General features: G+C 72.2%; 16 protein-coding genes. 10 read left to right on the top strand and 6 right to left on the bottom strand.

Features of this window, described 5'->3' with window-relative positions; all coding sequences use genetic code 11:
* Positions 1 to 3: 3 nt before the first annotated feature.
* Both EIY87_RS12060 and EIY87_RS12055 read left to right on the top strand, forming a co-directional pair.
* A complete protein-coding gene (locus tag EIY87_RS12060; protein ID WP_125307794.1) occupies positions 4 to 1,002 on the top strand; it encodes a hypothetical protein in 999 nt (332 codons plus the stop codon).
* Between the two features lie 60 nt (positions 1,003 to 1,062).
* Positions 1,063 to 1,539 (top strand): hypothetical protein, encoded by a 477-nt coding sequence (locus EIY87_RS12055; RefSeq protein WP_125307793.1) that lies wholly within the window; start codon positions 1,063 to 1,065, stop codon positions 1,537 to 1,539.
* Positions 1,540 to 1,585: 46 nt separating this feature from the next.
* On the opposite strand, the gene EIY87_RS12050 is transcribed toward EIY87_RS12055, so the two are convergent.
* The gene (locus EIY87_RS12050) at positions 1,586 to 4,399 is read right to left on the bottom strand and encodes an AbfB domain-containing protein (protein ID WP_125307792.1); all 2,814 of its coding nucleotides are present in this window, start codon (positions 4,397 to 4,399) and stop codon (positions 1,586 to 1,588) included.
* Positions 4,400 to 4,689: 290 nt separating this feature from the next.
* On the opposite strand from EIY87_RS12050, the gene EIY87_RS12045 reads away from it, so the two are divergent.
* The 6 genes from EIY87_RS12045 (at position 4,690) to EIY87_RS12020 (ending at position 11,050) form a co-directional block, all read left to right on the top strand.
* The gene (locus EIY87_RS12045) at positions 4,690 to 5,541 is read left to right on the top strand and encodes a phosphatase PAP2 family protein (protein ID WP_125307791.1); all 852 of its coding nucleotides are present in this window, start codon (positions 4,690 to 4,692) and stop codon (positions 5,539 to 5,541) included.
* The gene (locus tag EIY87_RS12040; protein ID WP_125307790.1) at positions 5,538 to 6,548 is read left to right on the top strand and encodes a YdcF family protein; all 1,011 of its coding nucleotides are present in this window, start codon (positions 5,538 to 5,540) and stop codon (positions 6,546 to 6,548) included. Before EIY87_RS12045 ends, EIY87_RS12040 begins: the two co-directional genes overlap by 4 nt.
* Before the next feature lie 39 nt (positions 6,549 to 6,587).
* Positions 6,588 to 7,841: an alpha/beta hydrolase gene (locus tag EIY87_RS12035; RefSeq protein ID WP_125307789.1), complete on the top strand. Its 1,254-nt coding sequence runs from the start codon at positions 6,588 to 6,590 to the stop codon at positions 7,839 to 7,841.
* Between the two features lie 62 nt (positions 7,842 to 7,903).
* On the top strand, positions 7,904 to 8,779 hold the full coding sequence (locus tag EIY87_RS12030; RefSeq protein WP_125307788.1) for an LLM class F420-dependent oxidoreductase: 876 nt from the start codon (positions 7,904 to 7,906) through the stop codon (positions 8,777 to 8,779).
* 87 nt (positions 8,780 to 8,866) lie between these two features.
* A complete protein-coding gene (locus EIY87_RS12025; RefSeq protein WP_125307787.1) occupies positions 8,867 to 10,213 on the top strand; it encodes a collagen-like domain-containing protein in 1,347 nt (448 codons plus the stop codon).
* Positions 10,214 to 10,396: 183 nt separating this feature from the next.
* A complete protein-coding gene (locus EIY87_RS12020) occupies positions 10,397 to 11,050 on the top strand; it encodes a GTP pyrophosphokinase (protein WP_125307786.1) in 654 nt (217 codons plus the stop codon).
* Here EIY87_RS12020 and EIY87_RS12015 read toward each other — a convergent pair.
* Together EIY87_RS12015 and EIY87_RS12010 are read right to left on the bottom strand one after the other, a co-directional pair.
* Positions 11,047 to 11,688 (bottom strand): TetR/AcrR family transcriptional regulator C-terminal domain-containing protein, encoded by a 642-nt coding sequence (locus tag EIY87_RS12015; RefSeq protein ID WP_225439836.1) that lies wholly within the window; start codon positions 11,686 to 11,688, stop codon positions 11,047 to 11,049. The two genes, EIY87_RS12020 and EIY87_RS12015, sit on opposite strands and share 4 nt — an antisense overlap.
* Complete coding sequence (locus EIY87_RS12010) at positions 11,685 to 12,989, bottom strand: cytochrome P450 (RefSeq protein WP_125307785.1); 1,305 nt, start codon at positions 12,987 to 12,989, stop codon at positions 11,685 to 11,687. Before EIY87_RS12010 ends, EIY87_RS12015 begins: the two co-directional genes overlap by 4 nt.
* A gap of 77 nt (positions 12,990 to 13,066) precedes the next feature.
* On the opposite strand from EIY87_RS12010, the gene EIY87_RS12005 reads away from it, so the two are divergent.
* On the top strand, positions 13,067 to 13,615 hold the full coding sequence (locus tag EIY87_RS12005) for an ester cyclase (RefSeq protein ID WP_125307784.1): 549 nt from the start codon (positions 13,067 to 13,069) through the stop codon (positions 13,613 to 13,615).
* On the opposite strand, the gene EIY87_RS12000 is transcribed toward EIY87_RS12005, so the two are convergent.
* Positions 13,612 to 14,265, bottom strand: coding sequence for a DUF998 domain-containing protein (locus tag EIY87_RS12000; RefSeq protein ID WP_191984063.1), 654 nt, complete (start codon positions 14,263 to 14,265; stop codon positions 13,612 to 13,614). The genes EIY87_RS12005 and EIY87_RS12000 overlap by 4 nt on opposite strands.
* Positions 14,266 to 14,464: 199 nt before the next feature.
* Here EIY87_RS12000 and EIY87_RS11995 point away from each other — a divergent pair, with 199 nt between their 5' ends.
* The gene (locus tag EIY87_RS11995) at positions 14,465 to 16,936 is read left to right on the top strand and encodes a M14 family zinc carboxypeptidase (protein ID WP_125307865.1); all 2,472 of its coding nucleotides are present in this window, start codon (positions 14,465 to 14,467) and stop codon (positions 16,934 to 16,936) included.
* Between the two features lie 47 nt (positions 16,937 to 16,983).
* On the opposite strand, the gene EIY87_RS11990 is transcribed toward EIY87_RS11995, so the two are convergent.
* Positions 16,984 to 17,589 carry a LysE family translocator gene (locus EIY87_RS11990; protein ID WP_125307783.1) on the bottom strand — a complete coding sequence of 202 codons (606 nt, stop codon included), beginning with the start codon at positions 17,587 to 17,589 and terminating at the stop codon, positions 16,984 to 16,986.
* Positions 17,590 to 17,745: 156 nt separating this feature from the next.
* Entirely contained in the window at positions 17,746 to 18,840 is a 1,095-nt protein-coding gene (locus tag EIY87_RS11985) for a J domain-containing protein (RefSeq protein ID WP_125307782.1), read from the bottom strand.
* Positions 18,841 to 18,858: the final 18 nt, after the last annotated feature.

Raw genomic sequence — 18,858 nt, 5'->3', positions numbered from 1 at the left:
GACATGCGAGCCAAGGGCATCGGCTACGACACCGGCTTCGAGCGCGGCGGCCGGTTCAACCGCCCCTTCGACCCGGACCTGGTCCGCCGCGAGCTGGCGATCATCCACGACGACCTGCACTGCACGGCCGTCCGGCTGATCGGCACCGACCTCGACCGGATCGGCTTCGCCGCCCGGGAGGCGGCCGCGCTGGGCCTGGAGGTGTGGTTCTCCCCGTTCCCCTGGGACCGCCGGCCGGAGGAGATCCTCGAGCAGCTGGCGGACGGCGCTTCGCGGGCCGAACGCCTGCGTGCCGGGGGCGCCGAGGTCGTGTTCGTGACCGGCGCCGAGCTGAGCCTGTTCAACCACGGCTTCCTCCCCGGCGACGGCGTCGAGGCCCGCGTGGCGAACCTGCTCGCCGCCCGTGACCTGGTGGCCGGCCTCCCGGCCAGGGTCAACGAGTTCCTCGCCCGCGCGGTGAAGACGGTCCGCGCCCGCTTCGGCGGCCGGATCACCTACGCGGCGGTGCCGTTGGAGGGCGTGGACTGGACGCCGTTCGACATCGTGTCCGTGGACGCCCACCGGTCGAAGGAGGTGGCCGGCGTCTACCGCGACGGCATCCGCACCCTGGTGGCCCCGGGCAAGCCGGTGGCGATCACGGAGTTCGGCGTGACCCCGTACCGCGGGGCGGCTGATCTGGGTGCCCGGTGCGGCGAGATCGTCGAGTACGAGGGGACCGAGCCGGTCCGGTTGAAGGGCGAGTACGTGCGCGACGAGGAGGAGCAGGCGAGGTACCTCCGCGAGCTGCTGGAGGTGTTCACGACGGAAGGCGTCGACGCGGCGTTCGCCTGCACGTTCGTGTGCTATGGGCTCGTGCACCGCGCCGACCCGGCGGCGGACCTGGACATGGCGAGCTGGGGCGTGGTGAAGGTGCTGGAGGAGGGGAACGGCGAGACGTACCCGGACGTGCCTTGGGAACCGAAGGCGGCGTTCAGGGCACTGGCGGAGTGCTACGCCGGCTGACGGCGAATTGCCCGTAAGGTCGCGAAGGCATCCTGTGAACCGGACCGTGGAAGGACACCGATGCTGGCCCTCGACATCCGCTCCACCGGCACTCCCACCGAGATCCGCGCGGCCACCGAGAAGTGGTGGAAGATCACCGACGCCGAGCTGGCGCGGTACGCGGACACCGTCTTGGCCGTCGTCGACAACGTCGTCGTCGGGGTCTTCCGGGTCCGTGGGTACCACCGCGACGCGGCGGCCGACGGCCGGGTCGTGTTCGACCTGGGGCCGGAGCCCGAGTGGGAGTGGGTGATCGGCAGGCCCAGCCCGTCGATCTGGGCGAACCACCACCGTGATCCGGTGAAGCGGCTGGGGGAGGCGACGGTCGAGGCACTGCGCAAGCGGCACCCGGACTACCGGCAGTCCGCCCACGGCTGGGTCTTCGACGTGGCCCCGGACGGCAAGTCGGCGACCGTACGCGGGCCGGGTGCGCACCTCGTCGTCGCCGGGCTCACGGACGGCGTCGCCCGGCTCGCCGTGCGGGAAGCCGGGCACTGACGACCGGGGGGTCCGGTGTGGACAGTCCACACCGGACCACCCCCGCTCACGGAGCCCAGGGCGCCGAAACGGTCCAGCTGCTGTCCGCCGTCACCGTCTGCGGGCGGTCCGAACCCGTCCCGGCGCCCGACGCGATGTACACCGCCGAGTCGAAGTGGCGCAGGTACGCGCCCGGGATGTTCAGGGACTCGAATGTCACGCCGGTGCCGCCCACGCCCGGGCGGGTGCAGAACGTCGCGTCGGCGCGCATCAGTGCCGAACCGTCGTCCGGGGAGTTGCGGACGCGGCCGTCCTGGTGGCGGAGGTACTGGCCCGGGTAGTTGACCGATTCGAACGAGTAGCACGACGACTCGCCCAGCCCGCGCCGCACCGTGTACGTCGCGTCCTGCTTCAACAGCGTGCTGCTGCCGCTGTTCACCACCTCCGTGTAGGCGAGGCCGCCGGAATGGCGCAGGTAGCGGTCGGTGTAGCCCCACGTCGTCACCCGCAGCGACTGCCGTGCGTTCACCGTCAGCGGGACTGAGCTGCGCCACAGCGCCGGGGCCGAGACGTCCCACGTCGCGTCCGCCGCGAAGCTCGTCGCGGTGTCCCACGGGTTCGGGCCGCCGCTGAGGGCCAGGTACACGGTTTCGTTGTAGTGCCGCAGGAACCGGCCCGGGAAGTTGGCCGACTCGAACGACGTCCCGCCGGCGGCCAGACCCGGCCGGGCGCACCACGTCGCGTCCGCGGCGAACGAGCCGCCCGTGTCGCTGTCGATGCGGACCCGGTTGTCGGCGTGGCGCAGGAACTTCCCGGGGAAGTTCACCGACTCGAACGAGAAGCAGCGCGGGTTCGCCAGCCCGGCGACCGTGCGGAACGCCGCGTCCTGGCGGGGCCCGTCGGCGCTGCCCGTGGTCAGGACGTCCGTGCGGGCGAACGAATCCGCGTGCCGCAGGTACCGGTCGGTGTACCCGGGCGTGGTCACCCGGAACGAGCGCAGGTGCCCGAGCGTCAGCGGCACCGCCGCGTTCAGGTTCTTGGACGCGTTGATCAGGTCGGCGTGCGCCGCGCGGACGAGGGCGGCGTCGACCTTCTGCACCCGCCGGTCGTACGTGAGCAGCCCGTTGTACTCGCCTTCGACGTCGGTGATCTCGGTGTAGACCGACGCCGACAAGCCCTTCGTGAGCATCAGCTGCTTCGTGTCCCGGATCATCCCGGTGAAGCGGTCGTTCAGCTGCGCCGCGCTCGCCATCTGCTCGTAGGCGAAGAACCCGCCGGTGGGGCTGTACTCGTGACCGGGGTTGCGCAGGCCGAGGCCGCCGAACTCGCCGAGCACCGAGACGCGGGTGCTCGACGGCCGCGGCCCGTCCGGGCCGGTGTACACGTGCCAGTCGATGATGTCGCCGGTGCCCGGGTCACCCTTCGACGCGCAGCAGTTGAACCCGCTGTGCGCGTTCACCAGCCGGGTCGGGTCGTAGTTCTTGATGCTGGTCGTGACGCGCCTGGTCTCGTCGAGGTTCCACTCGCCCCAGCCCTCGTTGAACGGCACGTACGTGATGACGGCGGGGGAGAAGCGGTGCTCGTCGACGATCTCGCGCGCTTCGGTTTCGAACTCGGCGATCTGCGCCGCCGTCCGGGTGCTGTCCCCGGTCGGCGTCGACGGGATGTCCTGCCACACCAGCAATCCCAGCCGGTCGGCCCAGTAGTACCAGCGCGCCGGTTCGACCTTGATGTGCTTGCGCACCATGTTGAAGCCGAGATCCTTGTGCTTCTGCAGGTCCGAAGCCAGCGCCGCGTCGGTCGGCGCGGTGTACAGGCCGTCCGGCCAGAAACCCTGGTCCAGCGTTCCGGCCTGGAACACGAACTCGCCGTTCAGCGTCGGGCGCAGCACGCCGTTCACGTTCTTCGTGCCGACCTCGCGCATGCCGAAGTAGCTGACGACCTGGTCGACCGTCGCGCCCGAGGCGTTGCGCAGCGAGACGCGCAGGTCGTAGAGGAACGGGTCGTCGGGCGACCACCGCCGCGCGTTCGGCACCGGCACCGAGAACTCCGTGAAGCCGCCGGTCGCGCTGCCGACGACGGTGCCGCCGGTCATCGACTCGGCGAGCACGGAGTACCCGCTGACGTCGCCGCGCCCGAACACCCGCACGCGGGCGGTGTTGCTCGCCAGGTTCGGGTAGATGTCGACCGAGAAGATCGACGACGGCGCCGTCGGCTCCAGCCAGACGGTCTGCCAGATCCCCGAAGTCGGCGTGTAGAAGATGCTCGACTGCGCGTTGGCCTGCTTGCCGACCGGCTGCTTCTCGCCGCGGCCGTCGGTCGGGTCGTACACGCGCACGACGATTTCGTTGGCGCCGCCGTTGAGCCGCGCCGTGATGTCGGCTTCGAACCGGTCGTAGCCGCCCTTGTGCGAAGCGACCTGGACGCCGTTGACCCACACGGTCGCCTCGTAGTCGACGGCGCCGAAGTGCAGCTGCACGTTCCGGCCCGCCCACGCCGCCGGGACCGTGAAGGTGCGGCGGTAGAACATCAGGTCGCGGTTGTCGTTGCGCATGATGCCCGACAGCGCCGACTCGACCGGGTAGGGCACCAGGATGCGCTCGGGCAGCGTCTGCCCGAGCGGGGGCGCGGCGTAGCGGTCGACGCTGCCGCCCGCGCCGGTGGCGGGGTTGAGGAACTCCCACTCGCCGTTGAGGGACTGCCATTCGGGCCGCTGCAGCTGCGGCCGCGGGTATTCGGGCAGCGGGTTGGTGGTGCTGACCTGGGCCGTCCACGGCGTGGACAGCGGCGGGGGTTTCGGGGTGACGGCGGCGTTCGCGGCGGGTGCCACCACGACGAGCGGGGACAGCAGCGCGAGGACCAGGGCGACGAAGCGGCGCATCGAACTCCTCCGGGGACGCGCACGGAACCGCGCACCGGCCTGGCGGGGACGGCGGAGCACTCCGGGCGGGGGCGGGCACGCCGAGCCCGGAGCACTACCGCGGGCTCGTCGAACCGAACGTAACACGGAACACGGGCAAACAGAAAACACCAGACAATCAACAGCAGACCACTCGGACGACCGGTCCACGCGCGAGAGGCCGCCGAGGTTGCGTCTCACCCTCGGTATGCGTCCGATCGCAGCAGGCAACTACGCTGTCCGGAGCAATCGCGCTCCGGAGGAGGTCCGGGTTGGTTCCCGCCCGTCGCTGGCTGGTCGTCGCGGCCGTGTGCGCCGTCGTCCTGGCCGCGGTCTACTTCTTCGCCGTCTGGACGGTGCCCGGTCAGGAGCTGGAGAACGCCGCGCTGCGCGGAGCCGACGAAGCCGCCGCGCACGACCAGGCCGTCGCGGACGCGAGCCTCAGCCGGATCACCGTGGTCTCGCTGGCCGCCGCGATCGTCGTGGTGGCACTGGCCGGCCTGCTGCGCCGCCGCTGGGACCTCGCCTTCGCGGCCGTGGGCGTGATCGTCGCCGGACAGCTGGTGACGCAGGTGCTCAAGCGGTTCGTGCTGCCGCGGCCGGGGCTCGTCCAGGTCACCGGCCACTACGCCGGGAACAGCCTCCCGAGCGGGCACACGACGATCGCGATGACCGTGCTGTTCGCCGCCCTGCTCGTGGTGCCCTACCGCTGGCGCGGCGTCACCCTGTTCTTCCTGCTCTCCTGGGCGGTCGGGATCGGCGCGTACACGGTGACGGCGAAGTGGCACCGGCTTTCCGACACGCTCGCCGCGGACGCGATCGCGCTCGGGCTCGCCTGCCTGGCGTCGTGGTGGCTCGCGCGACGCGGGGCGGTGCGCCGCCACGACGGGCCGCGCCGCATCCCGCGGGTGCTCGTCGTGACCGTCGCCGTCCTCGGGGCCGTGGTGTTCTTCGGGCTCGGCACCGTCCTCATCGGAGCGTCGCTCGCCGGCGGCGGGTACGCGGAGACGGTGCGGGACAACGCCTGGGTCGTCTACCTCGCCGCGAATTCGTTCGCCTCCTTCGGATCCGTCGCCGCGGCACTGGTGTTCCTGGCGACCTGGCGACGCCTGGAGGTCGCGTGAACCCGGCCCTGCTCCCGCTCGCCGCGGCGGTCTTCTGCTTCGCCGTCTTCCTGGTCAGCTTCCTGCTCGACCGCCGCAAGCTGCGCAACGGCTTCTACCTGTTCTTCGCGCTCGCGTTCTCGGGCCTCACGCTGCTCGCGCTGCTGGCGTCGATCTCCCCGGAGGCCGCGGCGTTCGTCGCGCTCGGGCTGTTCGCGCTGTTCCCGCTGACCATCGTCGTGCTCGCGGTGTTCCTGATCGGCAACGGCGTCACGATGCTGCGCCGCGAAGGCCGCCGCCCGGCCAACCTGCTGTCCCTGGCCGCCGGCGTCGGCATCGTGGCGCTCATCGTCTTCGACTTCGTGGTCGGGCAGCTGGGCTGGGCGCCGCTGGAAGCGGTCCGCGACAGCGTCAACGGCATCGTCGCCTACCTGGCGTTCCTCTTCGTCTGCTTCCTGCTGTACGCGCTGGTCTACGGGCGGATCCGCACCCGCAGGCCGCTGGACTTCGTGGTGGTGCTCGGGTCGGGCCTGCTCGGCGGCCGGACCGTGCCGCCATTGCTGGCCGCCCGGCTGGACCGCGGGCGCCGGGTGCTGGACGCCGAGTGCCGCAAGGGCCGGGAGCCGCTGCTGGTCACCTCCGGCGGGCAGGGACCCGGCGAAGACGTGCCGGAGTCGCACGCGATGGCGGACTACCTCGCCGGCCGCGGGCTGCCCCGCGAGCGGATCCTGCTCGAAGACCGGTCGCGCACCACGCGGGAGAACCTGACGTTCAGCGCCTGCCTCATGCGCGAACGGCGGGCGGACTACCGGTGCGTCGTCGTCACCAACAACTTCCACGTGCTGCGCGCGGCGTTGCTGGCCCGCAAGACCAAGCTGAACGGCCAGGTCATCGGCGCGCCGACGGCGTGGTACTTCTGGCCGAGCGCCACGCTGCGCGAATTCGCCGCGATCATCGTGGACCACAAGGTCCTCAACGGCATCGTCGGCGCGATGATCGTCCTGGCGAGCGTGCTGAAGGCGGTGTAGCCGTGGCGGGCGGCGGGTGTCCGGGGTGACACTGGCGGCATGAAGGTCGTCGACGGGCAGCGGAGCGCGTACCGCCCGCCGGCGCCGTCCCCGATGTCCTTGCGGCGGGGGCCGGTGCTGGTCACGGCGGCTTTCGCGGGGCTCGGCGGCGCGCTGATCCCGGCCGCCGCGGTGCCCGCGCTCTGGCGGATCTGGCAGCTGTACGCGATGTTGTTCGGCGCGGTCGCCCTGGTCGAGGTGGTCGCCGTCGTCGCGGTGCTCGGGTGGCCGACGCGCACGACGGCCCGCTTCGGCGCGCTCACGGCGTTCGCGGCGCTCGTCCTGTGGGTGCTCAGCCGCCCGCTGGGGCTGCTGGTCCGGCTCGATCCCTGGCAGCCGGCGGACACGGTGGTGGGGTTCACCGACTACGTCGCCGCCGTCCTGCAGGTCATCGCGCTGTTCGGCTTCCTTTTCGCGCGCCGCCGCGGGGCGCGCCCGTGGCCGTCCGCGGTGCGGCGCGTGTCGGCGTGGATCGTGCTGTTCCCGGTGCTGCTGCTGGTCATCGCGACCGGCGCGGCGGGCACGGTGGCGGCCGGCGACGGCATCCGCGGCACCGGTGCCTCGGCCCTGCTCGACGGCGGCACGGTCGAGTACTGCCGTCCCGCCGGCGTGCCGCTCGCGATGGACCTGCGCCGTCCGGCCGGCTCCGGCCCGGCGCCGGTGGTGCTGTTCCTGCACGGCGGCGGCCTCCTCTTCGGCAACCGCAAGCCGTCCGGGCCGGGCGCGCTGCTCGCCGGGACGCGGCCGGACGAGCTGGCCGCCCGTGGATTCGCGGTGGCGTCGATCGACTACCGCCTGGCGCCCGCCGCCCGCTGGCCCGCCCCGCTCGACGACGCCCGCTGCGCGGTCCGGTTCCTCGAGGCGAACGCGGCCGCGCTGGCGATCGACCCGGCGCGGATCGGGGTCTGGGGCACCGGTGCCGGCGGCACGCTGGCCTCGCTCGTCGCCCTGACCCCGGGCACGCACATCCGTGCGGCGGCGGCGCTCGCGGCCCCGGCCGACTTCACGGACCTGCGCGGCGTGGACACCCTGACGCGGGCGTCGGTGCTGCTCGCCCTCGGCCGCGCCCCGGCGACCCTCCGCTCGGCGAGCCCGCTGACGTACCCGGCGGCGGGCGCGCCCCCGTTCCTCGTGGCGGGCGGCCGGAAGTCGGCGGAGTTCGCCGAGCACCTCCGGCAGGCGGGTGTGCCGGTGACGACATCGCCGGACGTGGCCGCGTTTTTCACGACGGCGCTGCTGTCGCGCACGCCTTGACCTGGAGCGCGCTCCAGGACCTAGCGTGGGGTCACTGCGACCGCACGTCAGGAGAACACCCCATGGAACTCGGTTTCCACCTGCCCATCTTCGACATCGACGGCGGCCCCGCCGCCATCGCCGGCGAGCTCGCCCGGGTGGGCGCCGCGGCGGAGGAAGCCGGTGCGACCTGGTTGTCCTTCATGGATCACTACTTCCAGATCGAACCGACCGGCCTCCCCGCCGAAGCGCACATGCTGGAGGGCTACACGACGCTCGGCTACCTCGCCGCGCACACGTCCCGCGTGGAGCTCGGCCTGCTCGTCACGGGCGTGACCTACCGCCACCCGGGCCTGCTCGCGAAGATCGTCACGACCCTCGACGTCCTCTCCGGCGGCCGCGCGGCCCTCGGCGTCGGCGCCGCCTGGTTCGAGCGCGAGCACCGGGGGATGGGCGTGCCGTTCCCGCCGATCGCCGAGCGCTTCGAGCGGCTGGAGGAGACGCTGCGCATCTGCGCCCAGATGTGGGACCCGGCGGCCAACGGCGCCTTCGAGGGCAAGCACTACCAGCTGGCGGAGACGCTGTGTTCGCCGCAGCCGCTGCACCGCCCGAACGTGATGATCGGCGGCTCGGGGGAGCGCAAGACGCTGCGCCTGGTCGCCCAGTACGGCGACGCGTGCAACCTGTTCGGGACGTCGCCGGAGGACGTGGCGCACAAGCTGGACGTGCTGCGCCGCCACTGCGACGACGTCGGCCGCGACTACGCGACGATCCGCAAGACGGTCCTGGCCAACAACCCCCGCCCGACCCCGGAAACCCGCGACGACTTCGTCCGCTCGATGGCGGACTACGCGAAACTGGGCATCCAGACGGCGATCGTCACGCCGACGACGGGCTCGCCGTCGACCTGGATCGAGGGCATGGCCCCGACGGTCCCGCAGCTGGCTTCGCTCGGCTAGTCCACAAAGGACTCTCGGGTCGCGTTGAACCGCCCAGGTGGCTCCCCCGTGTGACTGGGTGAGGTGGCGACCCGAGAGGAGGGGCTGATGCCCCACACGCGCACGACCGGACGACACCGCAAACCGGCGACGATCGGGCTGGTAGCGCTACTGGGTGTCGCGGGGGCGACCGCGACGGCGATCGCCCTGAGCAGCCCGGCGAGCAACGCGGCGACCGAGAGCTGTGCCGGCTTGGACACGGCGCTCCGGAACAACCTGACGTTCATCGCGGGCCAGCAGTCCGCCCCGGACGCCCAATCGGCGGCGAGGATAGCCAACCGCCAGGCGGTGGTCCAGCAGATCGAACAGCGGCGTGAGGCCGCGGGGTGTGCTGGAAAGGTAACGGCGAACGCGGCCGCGGCCGACTGCGCGGCGGTGGCCGGAGCGGCGGACCAGGCTGTGGCGGAGGAGAACGGCGGCAAGGCCGGGAACGGCAAGGCCGAGAAGAAGGGCGAGGCCGCCGAGAACGGTATGGCGGCCGGGCAGCAGGGCATGGCCGATCAGAATGGTATGGCGGCCGAGCAGAACGGTATGGCGGCCGAGCAGGACGGTGTGGCCGATCAGCAGGGCATGGCGGCCGAGCAGGGCATGGCGGCCGAGCAGAACGGCATGGCCGACCAGAACGGTATGGCGGCCGAGCAGAACGGCATGGCTGATCAGCAGGGCAAGGCCAAGCAGAAAGGCAAGGCCGGGGCCAAGGCAGCCGAGAAGCAGAACGCCGCCGACCAGAACGCTGCGGCCGCACAGGCTTGCGCAGTGGTCGAGAAGTGCGTAGCGCAGGCCGCCGGTGCCGACGGCATGGCCGACCAGCAAGGCATGGCGGGCCAGAACGGCGCGGCCGAGCAGAACGGCATGGCCGACCAAAACGGTGCGGCGAAGCAGAACGGCATGGCCGACCAACAGGGTATGGCGAACCAGCAGGGCGCGGCCGACGAGAACGGCAAGGCAGCCGAGCAGGGCATGGCGGGCCAGAACGGCATGGCCGCCGAGCGAGGCATGGCGAACCAGCAGGGCGCGGCCGACCAGAACGGCAAGGCAGCCGAGCAGGGCATGGCGAACCAGAACGGCATGGCCAACGAGCAAGGCGCGGCCGACCAGAACGGCAAGGCCGCCCGGCAGGACGCGGCCGCCCAGAACGAGGTCTCCGCGCAGGACTGCGCGGCGATCCTCGACTGCGTCACCCAGGCCACCGCCGACCAGGGCGCGGCGGCCGAGCAGCAGGGCATGGCCGCCGAGCAGAAGGGTGCGGCCGAGCAGCAGGGCATGGCCGCCGAGCAGAAGGGCAAGAAGGGCAAGGCCCAGGCCGCCGAGCAGGCCGCCGCGGCTGCCGAGAAGTGCGTCGCGGCCCAAGCAGCCAAGGCCACCGCCACGAACACAGCCACCGCCGGCAAGTAGCGGCCGAGCGGAAGACCCGGAGGGTGAGCACCGGTGGCGGGCCGGTGCTCACCCTCCGCCAACCGCAGACCGAGAACACCCGAACCGGTGACCCGCGGGAACTCCGGCCCGTCGCCGATCGTTCACCAAACAGAGCGCAGTACCCTGGCGCTCGCAAGCGACCGACGACAGCACGAGGCTTCAGTGACCACCGACCCGGCGGCCGAGGACGCTTCCCTGCGTGAGGCGGCCGATGAGCTCGCCGTCGCCGGGCAGCTCCCGCGGTTCCTCCTGATGTACAAGTTCGCCATCGAGGAGCTGATGACGAAGCTGCGGATCCTCAGCGAGGAGTTCGACTTCGTCCACCAGCACGACCCGATCGAGCACATCACCAGCCGGGTCAAGCGGCCCGAAGCGATCAAGGAAAAGGTGCACCGCCGCGGCCTCGGCAGCGACTGGGTGTCCGCCGCCGGCGCGCTCGACGACATCGCCGGGATCCGCGTCGTGTGCCCGTTCGTGTCCGACGTCTACGAGGTCGCCCGGATGCTCACCGCGCAGGACGACGTCGAGCTGCTGCGCACCAAGGACTACATCTCGCGGCCGAAGGCGAACGGCTACCGCAGCCTGCACCTCATCGTCCGCATCCCCGTCTTCCTCTCCGACCGCGTCGAAAAGGTCAAGGTCGAGGTCCAGCTGCGCACCATCGCGATGGACTTCTGGGCCGCCGTCGAGCACAAGCTGTCGTACAAGTACCGCGACAGCGTCCCGCCGGACTTCGCGGGCGAGCTGTCCGCGGCGGCCCGGACGGCGGCCGACCTCGACGCGCGGATGGCCGCGCTGCACGAGCGGATCCGCTAAAGCTCGCTGAGGGCGTCGAGCAGGATCCGCAGCCCGAATTCGAACTCCGCTTCGTGGTCGCACACCGCGAGGTACGGCGCCGCCGCGGTGACGGCGGGCAGGCCGGACGCCGAGAGGTCCGCGAGCCGCCCCGGGTCGCCGGTGCTGCTGAACGTCGGCGCGGCCTCGACCTCCCGCATCAGCGTGCCGATGAGGAACGCCAGTACCGCACGCAGCCCGTGCACCGCGCGCTCCGGCGGGAACCCGGCCGCGAGCAGCGGCCCGAGCACGGCCTCGACCGGTGCCAGCGCCGTCATCGACGCCAGCTGGCGGGTGAGCACGAGCGGCGCCGCGCGCGGGTGCCCGAGCATCGCGTCGCGGAAACCGTGCGCCAGCGCGGACATCGTCTCCCGGAGGCCGCCCGGCGGGGGCGCCGGGATCGCGGCGAGCAGCACCTCGGCGACGCCGTCGAGCAGCGCGTCCTTGCCGTCGACGTGGTTGTAGAGGCTCATCGGGTCGACGCCGAGCCGCCGCGCGAGCTTGCGCATGCTGACGGCGTCCAGGCCCTCCTCGTCGACCAGGGCGAGCGCCTCCCGCAGGATGCGGTCCCGGGACAGGCCGCCGAGGTCCTTGGGCGGACGCCCGCGCCGGGTCGTCACGGCGTGAGCACCGCGGGCAGGTTCTCGTAGCCACGCAGGATGCGCGTCGAGCGGCGGCGGCCGCCGGGCAGCACCCGCAGCCCCGGGAAGCGCTCGAAGATCGTGCGCAACCCGATCTCACCCTCCATGCGCGCCAGCGACGCGCCCAGGCAGTGGTGGCGCCCGGCGCCGAACGCCACGTGGTCGCGCGCGCGTTCCCGGGTGACGTCGAAGGCCGCCGGGTCGGCGAACACCCCGGGGTCGCGGTTCGCGCCGGCCAGCACGGTGGTCACCAGCGCGCCGCGCGGCAGCGGCACGCCGGCGATCTCGGTCGCGCGCGTCGCGAGGCGTCCGGTCAGCAGCACCGGCGGGTCGTACCGGAGCACCTCCTCGACGGCGTTGCCCCACAGCTCGGGACGTTCGCGCAGCACGGCGAGCTGCCCGGGATCGCCGGCGAGCAGCGCGATCCCGCTGCCGAGCAGGTTGACCGTCGTCTCGAACCCGGCCGCCAGCACCAGGCCCGCGGTCGACTTCAGCTCCGTCTCGGTCAGGCCGACGCCGTCGTCGCGGGCCGCGACGAGCTTGCTGAACAGGTCCTTGCCGGGGTGCCGGCGCAGGTGCTCCAGGTGCTCGCCGAGCCAGGCGTCGAACTCGCCCAGCGCGGTCTCGACGTGGCGGAACGTCCGCCAGCCGAGGCCGAGGTCGAGGCTGGGCGCGGCCGCCGAGCCCAGTGCCAGCACCTTGCCGAGGTCGGACGGCGGCACGCCGAGGATCTCGCTGATGACCGTCACCGGCAGCAGCCCGCAGTAGGACTCGACGAGGTCGAGCGGGTGGTGCGGGTCGAGCCCGTCGAGCAGGCCGTCGGCGATCTCCTGCACGCGCCCGCGCAGCTGCTCGACGGCCCGCGCGGTGAACACGCCGGTGACGAGCTTGCGGTAGCGGGTGTGCTCGGGCGGGTTGACGGCCAGCAGCGACGGCGGGCGCACGGGGTGCAGGTGCTCGCCCGCCGACCACTCGACCAGCCGGCCGAGCGGCGAGCCGTCGGCGCCGATGACGCCGACGCGGAAGTCCTCGCTGGAGAGCACTTCCCGGACCGCGGCGTGCGTGGTGGTCATCCAGCCGAACCGGGTGCGCGCCAGCGGCCCGGCGGCGCGGATCTCCTCGAACAGCCCGGTCAGGTCCCGCCCTTCGGCGGCGGCGACGACCATCCGCCCCTGCAGGTCACCGCGCTTGGCCTCGCGGCGCAGCACGGTCCGCGGCAGCGCGTGCCCGAGACTCCACCGGACGACGGGTTTCGCGACGGCGAGGGCTCCTTCGAGCACGGCTTCCCCCTTCTTTCGGCGTTGCCTACAGTGTAGGTTATCGGCGGATACCTACGCCGTAGATAAAGGAGCGATCGATGCGGCAGATCCCCGCCCAAGAGGTCCTGGAGGCCCGGCAGAAGCTGGTGCTCGACCACTTCCGCGACGAGGTCGCCCAGGACTGGGACGCGACGCTCTCTACGTTCCCGCACCCGCACTACGAGGTCATCGCGACGATGACGGTCCACGACGGCGGCGACGCCGTCCGCGGCTACTACCACGACACGCGCACGGCGTTCCCCGACCAGCGCCACGAGCTGATCGCGCTGCGCCACAGCGCCGACGCGGTCATCGTCGAGTTCTGGCTGCTGGGCACGCACCTGGGCCCGCTCGGCCCGGTCCCGGCGACGGGCTCGCGCTTCCGGGTGCGGATGACGGCCTATTTCGTGTTCGACGCGGAGGAAAACCTCGTCTGCGAGCGGATCTACTTCGACACGCTGTCGATGCTCAAGCAGCTGGTCGGCGGGGTGGACAAGAAGAAGCCGAAGAACTGGCTGCTGCTGGCGCGGGTGGCGCGGGGGTTCCTGAAGATGTCGGGCGGGGAGCCCGACCCGCGGCTGGTCAACACCGTTGAGCCGCAGCTCTAGCCTGGTTGTCCGGACCTGACCGGCGCCAGCAGCACGCCCAGCGCGATCAGCTCCGTCAGCGCCATCCCGCGTTCCACCAGTCCCAGCGGGATCAACGTCCACCAGCGCCCGTCCGTGGCCGCGGCCACCACCACCGCGCCCAGGATCACCGCGAACCAGCCCAGCGAGAGGATCGCCAGCACCCGGGCCAGCCAGCGTCGTCCGGGTGACGCCGGGAACGCCGTCCGCGCCGCCACCAGCACCGCGAGCGGCAAGGCCACGAACGCGACCACGCTCGCGATCCGGTGCAGCGTCCCGCCGAAGTCGGCACGGGAGACCGTGGCCCAGTCCGGCTTGGGGAACGCCACGATGACCAGCAGCCCGACCGTCCACAATGTACCCAAGATCGCCGCCGGCACGGGCAGCCGGCGTTGCCCGCCCAGCACCGCCAGGCCCGCGGCCGAGCCCAGTGCCACCAGGACCACCGCGAGGTCGAACACCCACTTGTGGTCCGACAGGCCGTACTCGCTGATCGTGCGGCGGGTCGGGCTGATCGCGTCGGTCGGCGGGATGACCTGCAGCAGCAGCACCAAGCCGGCGCCGAGCGCCAAGGCGGCCAGGCCGCTGAGCGAGACCGCGACCGACACCCGTCGCGCAGGGACCGTGACCATGGACCGACAGTAGCCGACCGCCGGTTGAACTCCCGGTGAAAGGTCCTAACGGGCAGCCGTCCGGGCTGAAGGCTGTACGACTTACGGCGGTTACCGCAGCCGGATTTCCTCCATTATGGTCACCCGCTACCGGTACGTCCGCCGTGCCGGGCCCTCGGTCAAGGAGGCTTTTCCTGTGGGGAATTCACCAAGACGGCTGGTGCTGCTGGCTTCGGCCGTGGCACTGGCCGGAACGTTCGTCGCGCTACCCACCGGTACCGCCGGCGCGGCGCAGAACATCCTGCGCGCCGACAAGTCCGTACCCCGCTCGTGCTTCGCGAAGGTGCAGCCCAAGGGCACCGCGGGCACCGATCGCCGCGAGCTGACGTCCACCGTGGACGGTCTCGTCCAGGCCCGGCTCAAGGCGACCCCGGGCACCGAAGGCGACTGGGACGTCGCCGTTTTCGACAAGGCGACCGGTGCCGTCGTCGCCGCTTCGACGGCGTTGCGCACCCACGAACTCGCCGAAAGCTTCGTGAAGAAGGGCCAGGAGCTCATCGTCCAGGGCTGCCGCTACGGCGGCTCGGCCGGGCAGGCCCAGCTCGGCGTCGACTTCCTCGCGCTGACCCCGCAGGGCACGCCGACCGGGACCGCCGCGGCGCCGCAGCGCGCGGAGCTCGTCCGCGTCGAGACGCCGACGCGCGCCGACAAGAACAAGCTCACCGGCCTCGGCCTCGACGTCACCGAGAAGGGCGACGCGACCGGCGTCGAGGTCGTACTGGCGAACGACGCCGACCGCAAGACGCTCGCCGCCAGCGGCTTCAAGTCCAAGGTGCTCGAGGCGGACCTGTCGGCCAAGTCGGTCCAGGACGCGAAGACCGACCGCGAGTACGCCGCGAAGACCGCCGCTTCGGCGCTGCCGTCCGGGCGGACCAGCTACCGGCACCTCTACGAGTACAACTACGAGCTCAAGGAGCTCGCCCGCAAGAACCCCAGCCTCGTCTCGGCGTTCACCATGCCGGAATCGACGTGGGAGGGCCGCGACGTCGTCGGCATCGAAATCGCCACCGACGTCAAGAACATCACCGACGGGAAGCCGGTCAACTTCACCATGGGCGTGCACCACGCCCGGGAGTGGCCGGCCGCCGAGCACGTCATCGAGTGGGCGTACGAGCTGATCAACGGCTACTCGCACGACGCCGCCATCCGCGGGCTGGTGAGCAGGACGCGCAACATCATCGTGCCGATCGTCAACCCGGACGGCTTCGAGATCTCCCGCGAGGCCGAGCCGAAGGGTGACTTCACCCGGTTCGACTACGAGATGAAGCGCAAGAACTGCAACGTCAACGACTCGCCGCCGCAGTTCGCGACCGGCGTCTGCAAGGCCAACCCGGGTGGCCGCGTCCGCGGCACCGACCCGAACCGCAACTACGCGGGCTTCTGGGGCGGGGCCGGCGCCGAGCTGTCCTGGAGCGGCGACACCTTCCGCGGGTCCGCGCCGTTCAGCGAGCCCGAGGTGCGCAACGTCCGCTCGATCGTGGCGAACCGTCAGGTGACGAACCTGATCACGATGCACACCGTCGCGGCGCTGGTGCTGCGCCCGCCGGGCGTGGCCGACGTCCGCCCGCCGCTGGAGGAGCCGCAGTACAAGGCGCTCGGCGACAAGCTGGCCTCGCGCAACGGCTACACCAGCGAGCCGAGCTGGGCGCTCTACGACACCACCGGCACCACCGAGGACTGGTCGTACTGGGCCACCGGCGGCTGGGGCTTCACCATCGAGGTGGGCGGCAACGGCTTCCACGGCCCCTACGCCGACAGCGTCGTCGCGGAGTACGAAGGCCTGGCCCCCGCGGCCGGGGCGGGCAAGGGCGGCAACCGGCAGGCGTTCCTGGACATGCTGGGCAACGCGGCCGACCCGCAGCAGCACTCGACGCTGATCGGTTCGGCGCCGAAGGGCTACCAGCTCAAGCTGCACAAGACGTTCCAGACGCCGACGTCGCCGGTGCTCCAGCCCGACGGCACCACCAAGCCGCCGATCTACTACACCGACGACCTGAACTCGAAGTTCACCGCTTCCGGCGGGCGCTTCGCGTGGTCGGTCAACCCGTCGACGCGGCCGTACGTGGCCGGCCGGTACGGGCGCGACCCGCAGGGCCCGGCGCAGCAGGGCTTCGCGGTCACCAACCCCGCCGGGGTGCCGCCGATCAACCAGAACTACCCGGCCGACCCGGCGGGTGACTCGTTCACCTTCCACGTCGACGGCCTGCCGAAGGTCGACAACGGGAAGTTCAGCGTCAACATCAACTGGGCGAGCACCGCGACGGACTGGGACCTGTTCATCTACGACGCGGCGGGCAACCTGGTCAGCTCGTCGGCCAACGGCGGCACGACGTCCGAGCACGCCGTGCTGTTCGACCCGCCGGCCGGCGACTACAAGGCCGTGGTGGTCAACTACGACCAGGCCGACCCGAACGCCGTCGACGACTGGACCGGGGACGTGTCGTTCGCGTCGCCGATCCCGCCGACGTACGGGACGAAGGAGGCCTACCAGCTGACGTGCTCGTCGCCGAGCGGCAAGCTCGTCGGCGTGGCGGACGTCTTCGTCGACCGCGGCCAGACGGTCGACGTCGGCGAGGTCTGCACCCGCTCCGCGCACGCGCAGAAGCAGCGCGCTTCGGGTGGCGTCCGGTAGTTCGCTGAAGGTTCGTGAAGGCCTCCTCGCTCGCCGCGAGGAGGCCTTCACGGCGTCAGGGCGAGGGTGACCCCGAGGACGGCGAGGATCGTGCCCACGACGCGGTTGAGGGCCGGTTTCGCGCGGGCGTACCAGCGCTGGGTGGCGGGGGAGGAGAACAGCAGCGCCACGCCGAGGTGCCAGGCCGCCGAGGCGGCGACGATCAGCGCGACGGCAGCGGCCTTGACGGCGGTGGGCTCGGTGGGCGGCAGCGTCGCGGTGAGGACGCTGCCGAAGAACGCCGCGGCCTTCGGGTTGGTGAGGTTGCTGACGACGCCGCGGCGGAACGCGTTGCCGCGGGCTTCGGGCGGGGCGGATTCCGGTGTCCTGGCGGTGAGCCAGAGGCGCAGGCCGAGCCAGGCCAGGTAGGCGCCGCAGACGACGCGGAGCGCGGTGGCCAGCCAGGGGTGGTGGGCCAGCACGGTACCCAGCCCGAAGACGGCGACGACGGCCAGGAGCCCACCCGCGGCGACGACCCCGAGCGCGACGGCGAGCGCGGCTCTGCGCGTGCCGGCGGCCGCGGTGTGGGCGATGAGGATGAAGTTGGGGCCGGGGGAGATCGCGGCGGGGAGGTAGGCGAGCAGGACGGTGCCGAGGGTGGCGGCGGGGCTCACGACGTCGGCGCTCCCGGCCCGGCCGATCCGGGGATCCGCGATGTCATGAAAGGGTCGTTCACCTCGCCAGACGACATGAACGACCCTTTCATGACATTGCCGCGGCGTCGCTCCCGACCCGGCCGCGGCGGCGCGCCGCTCCCGAGGCGGGCCGGCTCACGCCGCGCGGCCGCCTCCGCCGACGACCTGGTCGCGGACCGTCCGCAGTGCCTCGTGGTCCACAGTGGACGGATCGGCGGCCAGCCACTCGCCGATCTCGTGGAGGAACTCCTCCGGGGTCATCGGCGCCGCCGCCCAGTCGCCAGGGTCGGCCGTGGTCAGGTCGCCGCTGCGGCTCGGGTACACGATCATCGCGCCGCGCAGCGCGACGCCCGGCAGCAGGTCGCGGTAGGCCGCGAGGCTCTCGGCGAGCCGGCTCCCGCCGCCGCGGAACGGCCGCCCGTTGCGCAGCAGGCGCCCGTCTTCGGCGGTCTCGTAGTGGCCCGGCAGCCAGAGCTTGGACTCGATGAGCACCAGGCGCTTGCCGCACAGCACCGCGTGGTCGACGTCCGCGAAGACCGAGCCCGGCCAGGCGAGGCCGTGGAAGATGCGGGCGCCAGGGAGGCGGGTCAGGTAGGCCTCGAGCAGCTCGGCCGTGAGGCGCTCGGCCAGCTCGTCGCGCTCGGTGCCGGGCGCGCCGAAGACGGTGCGGCCGCCGAACTCCTCGGCGTAGGCCTCGCGGGCCCGTGCGGCCCGCAGGTAGCCGCGCGCCAGCCGCTGGACGAGCAGGGCCGTGCCCGCGGTCAGCAGCAGCCACACGACGAGCACCGGCGGCGAGAAGCCGACGCCGGTGACCAGCGGCAGCAGCACGAGCACCATCCCGGCCACCGCGGCGACGACCGGCGTGTGCCCCGGCCCGCGGCGGCGGCCGTGCCGCATGCGGGTGTCCTCGCCGGCGAAGTGCCACCAGCTCAGGTCTTCGGCGTCGAGGTCGGGCAGATCGGGGACGAACCCGGGCTCGTCGCCGAAGCGGCGCCGGGGCCGTGGCCGGACCGGGACGGGCACCACCGCGGCGCCGCCGGAGTCGTAGCGGGCGCGGCTGATCGGGTCGCTCAGGACGTCGTAGGCCTCGCGCAGCAGCCGGAACGTGCCGACCGTGCCGCCGCCGTCCGGGTGCATGGTCTTGGCCAGCCTGCGGTAGGCCGTTTTGACGTCGGACGCCGTCGCGTCCCGGCGGACGCCGAGCACCTCGTAGTAGTCGACCTCGGGCACGCTCGCGTTCACCTCCGG

This window comes from Amycolatopsis eburnea (assembly GCF_003937945.1).
GTDB classification, from domain to species: Bacteria; Actinomycetota; Actinomycetes; order Mycobacteriales; family Pseudonocardiaceae; genus Amycolatopsis; species Amycolatopsis eburnea.
The sequence above is the reverse complement of the archived record's forward strand: the minus strand, read 5'-3'. Positions and strand labels throughout refer to the sequence as shown.